Below are 7,013 nucleotides of genomic sequence, written 5' to 3'. Positions count from 1 at the left end.
GGCGTAGCCCGTGCCGAAATCATCAAGTGACAACGTCACACCTAGTTGGTGTAGAATTCGCAGTGTGTTGCGAGCCACCACTTCATCCGCAATCAAACAGCTTTCTGTTACTTCCAACTCTAAGTACCGAGCTGGAAGTTGGTAGGTGTTCAGTAGTTCACGAACTTGGTCTGCGAATTGGGCATTCTTCAATTGGACGGCTGAAACGTTAATAGCCATTTTGAAATTATCGACCTGTTTTGCCCATTGGCTCGTTTTTTCGATGGCCGATCGCAGGACAAAGTTACCCACTTCAAAAATCAGTCCATTTTGTTCGGCCATGTGAATTAAGGTTTCATTGGATATATCGCCCAATACGGGATGCCGCCAACGTAGTAGCGCTTCTGCCCCCGTCCAGCGATGAGTGGTTGGAGAGACCTTAGGTTGAAAATAGAGCATGAGCTCATCGTTGCGCACTGCTCGTAATAAGTAGCTTTCTAATTGGTTGATTTGCCGGAGTGAGTCACTGAACACTTGCGAGTGATAGCAAAACTTATGACCGGAATCTTTGCAAGAGACCATGGCAGCAGAAGCTTGTTTGAGCAGTTCTATAGCATTGTCAGTGTCTAAACTCGTTGCAATACCAATATAGGAATGAAGATGAACATTATGGTCATCGAGCTTAAATTCAGAATGACCGATTTCGACCAATTTATGGCACAACTTTTCCAAGTGACGCGCTAATAGTTTTGTTTTGACGATCAAGACTAAATCTGTCGACGTGGGTCGAGCGGTCAATATTTCAATTTTATCGCAGCGTCCTAGTCGCTCACGATATCGAGCGATGACTTGATCCCATGCTCGGTAGCCAAAGTGAGATTGAATATGACGAGCATTAGTGAAACCAATATGAATGGCGGCAACTTCGGTGTGCTGCTTTGTTGCTTGTAAAAGGCTATTTTTGAGCTCCAGTTCAAGTGCGTTGCGATTTAAAAAACCTGTGCTGATGTCATGCCACTTTTGATATTGAATCTGTTGTTCTGCGGCGCGGCGTTTATCGATTTCTTGCGTGAGCGAGTAGTTGAGATCAGCAAGATCTTGTGTTCGGTTATCGACGCGAAGCTGAAGCTCATCATTGAGCTGCTGAAGTCTTACCTGTTGGTATAAGGTGGTGAGCTGGGATTCAATGGTATCGCGAAAACTCTCCAGTAACTGCCGATAGGTGGGGCCAAAATGGTTCTCCTTGTTATCGAGTACGCAAATGGTGCCAAATATATCACCATTCGGCCACTTTAATGGGATGCCACAATAGGCAATCATGCCCAGTGGTACATCTGGATTATGCATCCATTTTTTATCGGCTAAAGCATTCGGGACCAATAGTTCCTGCTGTGTTTGCATCACAGTTTCACAGTACAGACCTTGTCCTAAGGGTTCTTTATGTCCGGTTTGATAGGGGTTGTCGACGTTGGTATTTTTACAGAATATTTCGAGTTTTTGCTGGCTAGCACGCATGATCAATGCGCTCGGGACGTTTAAAATTTCAGCGAGTAAATTCACAATGCGTTGCCATCCATCCATCATTGAAGAGGGGATGAGCATCTCATGTGTCTTTATTTTCGACATATTATCAAATTCCTTTGGACAACAAAGCTTAAAAAAGCCGAGCATTCATTGCTCTAGACTGACGATGACAAGATCCGCTCCTATGACCATAGTATGGTATTAAGAATAAGAACGCGCCGCCAATGTAACAAAAAAAAGCCCCAATAAAATATTGGGGCATTGAGATAGTTAGCTGTGTCTCGTAAATGATACGGAAGGAGTTAATCGGCTTGCTTGATATAATGGTCGATATTAATTTCTTGAGCATAATCAACACAATCAAAGTCGAAGCCATTGAGCTGCATGAATTCTCGCTTAAAGCCCTTGTAATCACCTAGTTGCTTAAAGTTGTACTGATCCATTTTCTCCAGTAAATCGGCCACTTTTTGCTGAGTATCTGGGTTGAGCTCCCAATCATCCATACGGATCAGTCGTTCGCCATCAACGGGTACTTTGCCTTTGCTAGAGAGTTTTTCGCTAAACAGACGCTGCATCTGCTCGATACATCCTTCGTGCGTCTCTTTTTCTTTCATCACCTTATACAATGCGACAATGTAAGGGCTTAAATTGGGAATGAACACGCTCGCCTTCGTGACTAAAGCTTTGCAAACAGTTGCGTAAGCCCCGCCGCCATAGTTAGACAATTTTAGGTTGAGAGAGTGGCTGGTTTGGTGCAAATCAATTTTGGCGCGTCCAAGTGTACCGTCAAGATAAATGGGGTGAGTAATCTGAGGGCCGATGTATGAAAAAGCAATTGTTTTACACCCTTGTGCAATCGATTCAGTGTTGATCAGCGTATCTATCCAGTTTTCCCAATCCTCGCCACCCATCACCTTCAGTGTACTTTCGATCTCTTCGTCATTTGCAGGGGCAATGGTGGTTTCTACCCACGTATCGTTTTCTAGTAATATCGTCGCACCAGAAACGGCCTCACCAATCGGTTTGATGGCGGAGCGCCAATACTGATCTGAATTGGGTTTTGGTCTCATGCCGCTGGCGATACTGTAAATGACTAAATCGACTTCCCCTTCAAAATAGGTCTCTATCGCTTCAATCACTTGCTCGCGTACTGATGGTGAAAAAACATCCCCATCGATATTGACGGCGACTCGACCCGCTTGCTCGGCCTGTTGTTTAAAAAAGAGATTGTTGTACCAACCAGCACTACCAACCCCTTTTTCTGATGGCGTTTTTTCAAAGGAAACGCCAATCGTATCGGCTTCTGAACCACCAAAGGTCAGGGCAATGCGGGCGGCGAGCCCAAAGCCTGAAGATGCGCCTAAAATGAGAACTCGTTTTGGCCCGTGAGTGATCGGTCTGCAAGATTTTACGTAATTAATCTGTTGTAACACAGCTTGTTCGCATCCGAGTGGATGAGCAGAGCGAGCGACCACACCTTTGATCACAGGTTCAATGTGCATAGTTTGTACCTTTGCGGTTAGGGGAATGGTCTAAAAAATATCGTAAAACTAGGTAAAGTTCATTGAGCTGAGGCATTAAAATCAGAGATGCTCTGCTAAATGTTGCGCAACAAAATTGGCGATCCACGGCTGAGCGTCGACCGTCGGATGTAAGCCATCAGCCATCATCCACTCGGGTTTAATGATCACTTGCTCTAAGAAAAAGGGCAGTAACGGCACAGTGTGTTGGAGGCTAAGCTCAGAATAGAGGCTATAAAAGGCATCGCTGTAGCGTTTGCCATAGTTTGGTGGAATGCGGATCTGCATCAAAAGAGGGGTTGAGCCTGCTTTTTTTATTTGGCCAATGATGGCGGTTAAATTGCTGCTGATCAATTGAGGTGGAAAGCCACGCAATCCGTCGTTCGCACCAAGCTCAATAAGCACCGCATCAGGGGTATGCAGGGTGAGTAGTGGCGGTAAGCGGGCTAGGCCATTGCCCGTTGTATCGCCAGAAATACTGGCATTAATGACATCAATGTCTGATTTACCTTCAGCTTGCAACGCATTAGGTAGCAAGCTAGGCCAAGCGTTTTCAATCGGCATTTGGTAACCGGCGCTTAAACTATCACCCAATATCAAGAGTGTGGTACTACTAGCGCTAGCCGAGAATAATAAAATACAAATCAAGGAAAGAAGTCGAGTCATGCAAACATCCGTTATTAGAGCACATTCATTATCTAAAACAGTCTCTACCAATCAAGAGCATTTAACAATCCTAAAAGAGGTAAACCTAGAGATCAAAAGTGGTGAAAGCGTGGCGATAGTCGGAACGTCTGGTGCGGGGAAATCAACCCTGATGACGCTGTTGGCTGGGCTTGATACGCCGACACGCGGAGAGGTAGAGCTATTGGGTCAGCCATTGTCTCAACTGGACGATGAAGGACGTGCGGCGATCCGCAGTCAATCTGTTGGCTTTGTGTTTCAAAGCTTTTTGCTGATCCCAAGCTTGTCTGCGTTAGAGAACGTGACGCTACCTTGTTTGTTAAAAGGCGAAAAAGAGGATGTGGATCGTGCTAAATCCTTGTTGACGGCCGTTGGTTTATCGCATCGAATGCATCACTCTCCTGCACAACTTTCAGGGGGCGAGCAGCAACGAGTCGCGCTAGCAAGAGCCTTTATGATCAATCCGAAAGTGCTGTTTGCCGATGAGCCTACTGGCAACCTTGATCAAGAAACCGCGGCAAAAGTGGTTTCATTATTGTTTGAATTAAATAAGCAGCACGGAACGACCTTAGTGCTGGTTACCCATGATCCCGCTCTTGCGGCTCAATGTGACCGTATTTTCCACATGCAAGCTGGTATGTTGGAGGAGCGGTAATGAGCGAGATGTCGAGCCGTTCACTCAATAAACGATTAATTCGCTGGAGCTTAGGTGAAATCCGCCACGGACAGTTGTGGCCTATTTCAGTGGCGCTAACCTTGATCATTGCTTGTATTTTTGCGCTGACTGCCTTAGCTGAGCGTATGGAGCAAGTGATTGTTAAACAAGGTAAAGACGCACTCACTGCCGATAGTGTGTTTGTTTCCGCAAACCCACCCCCAGCGTCATTGCTCGATCAGATCGAGCGCTTGCAATTGCCGTCTTCACTACTTACACGTTACGCGACAATGGCATTCAGTGAGCGCGGTATGCAGTTAGTCACTGTCAAAGCAGTGGATAGTGCTTATCCGCTACGCGGTGAAATGCGTCTTTCTGATGATGTGACGACATTTCAGCACCTTGCGCCGAATCAACTGTGGTTAGATGAACGAGTATTTGCGCAATTAGACGTTCAAATTGGTGATCAGGTCACGCTGGGCGATGCCGACTTTACGGTCTCGGGACGCATCCTTGAGGAGCCGGGACTCAGCTTTAATCCGTTTCAACAGATGCCCGCGGTGTTGATCCACCAAGACGATGTGGCTCGTACTGGTGCACTTCAATTGGGGAGCCGAGTGCAATTTAGCGTGTTCATTAATGGTGATGATGGACAGATTGAAGCAGTAAAACAGCCCGTTACTTTAACGCCTAGCGATCGTTGGCGCGACCGAGATAGCGCCAGCCGAACGAATGAGGTTTTTGAACGCACAGAGCAATATTTGTCGTTAACCGTAGCGATTGTGATCATCATGGCGGCAACCACATTAGTCCTGACTTGTCAGCACTATGTTTCTACGCGGCAAAAAACCATCGCCATGTTAAAAAGCCTTGGAGCGAGCAAACGTTGGATCCGCCAATGGTTGATCGTACAAGTGGTGATTTTGTTTGTTTCTGCTGCGGTGCTTGGGGTATTGATCGGCATTGGCCTAGAGTCTTTATTACGCGTGCCGCTGGTGGATTTATTGCCTACGCCTTTACCGAGTTATGGCGCTAAACCCGCTTTTATTGCGCTGATAGCGAGTGTATTGATCGCTTTTCCTGCACTCGGTATTCCTTTACTGCATTTGCTAGATACCAGTGCGCTCAATGTCATGCAAACAGAGCGAGCGAAACCGAATCATCGCCGTAATGGGTTGCTCATCTTGATTCCGTTGGTGCCGATGCTGTGGGTTTATTGGAATAATCTCTTAGTGTGGATTGTGTTGGCTGGGATAGTGACGCTTTTTGCAGTGCTTGCTGTGGTCAGTGTTTTGGTGGCTCGTAGTTTAGGACGTCTTCCGCTCTCTACCGCGCTTAAATTAGCGCTCAGCCGAATCAATCGTTCGGCAATCACGACCGGAGTCCAGTTCGGCGCGTTAGGACTATCGTTAATGTTATTGGCGATCATCTGGTTAGTGCGTACCGATTTACTCTCTGATTGGCAGCGAACCTTACCCAGCGATGCTCATAACGCATTTGCACTCAACATTTCACCAAATGAAGTTAATGATTACCTTAACACGTTAGACAGCGCCAACATTGTGCGTTCGCAAGCCTATCCGATCATCCGAGGGCGTTTATCGACTATTAATGGCATAGAGGCCAAGCAACAAGCTCAAGGTGAAGAGGGGAGTGATGCGTTGAGGCGAGAGCTCAATTTCACTTGGGGAGAATCGCTACCCAGCAACAACCAACTGACGGCAGGAGTGTGGACAGAGCAAGGTGGAGTTTCGGTTGAATCCGACGTTGCTCGTGATTTGGGGCTGGAACTGGGAGATAGTTTAGGGTTTGTGATCAATAGCCAAACCGTGGAAGCGAAAGTAAATTCCATTCGCCAAGTCGAGTGGCGAGAAATGAAGCCTAACTTCTATTTCATTTTTACCCCAGACTTATTGCAGGAGATCCCTGCCACGTGGCTGGTGAGTTTCAGAGCGCAAGATCAAGATAACGCTTTGCTTGCCACCCTTGCTCGCACTTACCCTACGGTCAGTTTGATGGATATCCGGGCAATGGGCGATAAAATTCAAACTTTGCTGACGCAAATTATCTGGTCAGTGACAGTGCTGGCCGCAATGGGCGTGATTGCTGGTATTTTGCTGATTTTTACTCTGCTGCGTTTAAGTTTAAGCCAGAGGCAACAAGAAATTCGCTTATACCGCACTTTAGGGGCCAGCAAGCGCCGCGTCGAGCAAACTATTTGGGCTGAATACGGTTTGATGGCGCTCATTGCCGGAGTCGTCGCAAGCCTTGGCTCTGACGCGGTGGTGGCCAGCGTCATGAAGTTCGGTTTTGAACTAGAACCTATGGCGCATTACAGCATGTGGTTGGTGCTACCCTTGGCGACGTTTTGCACATTATCGCTGGTCGTGAGTAGTTTAATTAAGCGGCTGTTAACCCCTATAAATAAAGACTTTAACTAGCGGTATCCATAATCCCAGACGGAGTTATCCACAAAAACAGTGGATAAAGTTTGGGATAACTCGACGGCTTGATAACGGCCTATTTGCGCTTAGCCCCGTAGTTACCTTGGGTTGCGCAGTTTTGTTATTCACAAGGTTGAAAAAACGTCGTTTTGGCTTTATTGAGTCAAGCAATTTTTTAAGTTATTTGTCGATTATGCGTATTGCTTG

General features: G+C 46.6%; 5 protein-coding genes. 2 read left to right on the top strand and 3 right to left on the bottom strand.

From position 1 onward, the window contains the following. The 3 genes from AACT21_RS04175 to tesA all read right to left on the bottom strand — a co-directional run. The coding region (locus AACT21_RS04175; protein ID WP_094164150.1) for a sensor domain-containing diguanylate cyclase at window positions 1-1,605 on the bottom strand (1,605 nt) is incomplete at its 3' end. A 200-nt stretch (window positions 1,606-1,805) separates the two neighbouring features. Then, window positions 1,806-3,005, bottom strand: a complete 1,200-nt coding sequence (gene fabV, locus AACT21_RS04170; protein ID WP_017043170.1) for an enoyl-ACP reductase FabV — start codon at window positions 3,003-3,005, stop codon at window positions 1,806-1,808. An 81-nt stretch (window positions 3,006-3,086) separates the two neighbouring features. Continuing rightward, window positions 3,087-3,689 carry a multifunctional acyl-CoA thioesterase I/protease I/lysophospholipase L1 gene (tesA, locus tag AACT21_RS04165; protein ID WP_094164149.1) on the bottom strand — a complete coding sequence of 201 codons (603 nt, stop codon included), beginning with the start codon at window positions 3,687-3,689 and terminating at the stop codon, window positions 3,087-3,089. On the opposite strand from tesA, the gene AACT21_RS04160 reads away from it, so the two are divergent. Continuing rightward, window positions 3,688-4,362 carry an ABC transporter ATP-binding protein gene (locus AACT21_RS04160; protein WP_013867953.1) on the top strand — a complete coding sequence of 225 codons (675 nt, stop codon included), beginning with the start codon at window positions 3,688-3,690 and terminating at the stop codon, window positions 4,360-4,362. The two genes, tesA and AACT21_RS04160, sit on opposite strands and share 2 nt — an antisense overlap. Continuing rightward, entirely contained in the window at window positions 4,362-6,803 is a 2,442-nt protein-coding gene (locus AACT21_RS04155) for an ABC transporter permease (protein WP_094164148.1), read from the top strand. Before AACT21_RS04160 ends, AACT21_RS04155 begins: the two co-directional genes overlap by 1 nt. The last annotated feature ends 210 nt before the right edge of the window (window positions 6,804-7,013 follow it).

Origin of the sequence: Vibrio sp. V08_P9A1T1, assembly GCF_963874405.1 — a bacterium.
Classification (GTDB): Bacteria; Pseudomonadota; Gammaproteobacteria; order Enterobacterales; family Vibrionaceae; genus Vibrio; species Vibrio anguillarum.
This window is presented reverse-complemented; position numbering and strand designations above follow the sequence as displayed.

Coding starts and splice junctions, on each gene's coding strand:
- tesA (WP_094164149.1), bottom strand. CDS start 3,689: ATGACTCGACTTCTTTCCTTGATTTGTATTTTATTATTCTCGGCTAGC.
- AACT21_RS04155 (WP_094164148.1), top strand. CDS start 4,362: ATGAGCGAGATGTCGAGCCGTTCACTCAATAAACGATTAATTCGCTGG.
- fabV (WP_017043170.1), bottom strand. CDS start 3,005: ATGCACATTGAACCTGTGATCAAAGGTGTGGTCGCTCGCTCTGCTCAT.
- AACT21_RS04160 (WP_013867953.1), top strand. CDS start 3,688: ATGCAAACATCCGTTATTAGAGCACATTCATTATCTAAAACAGTCTCT.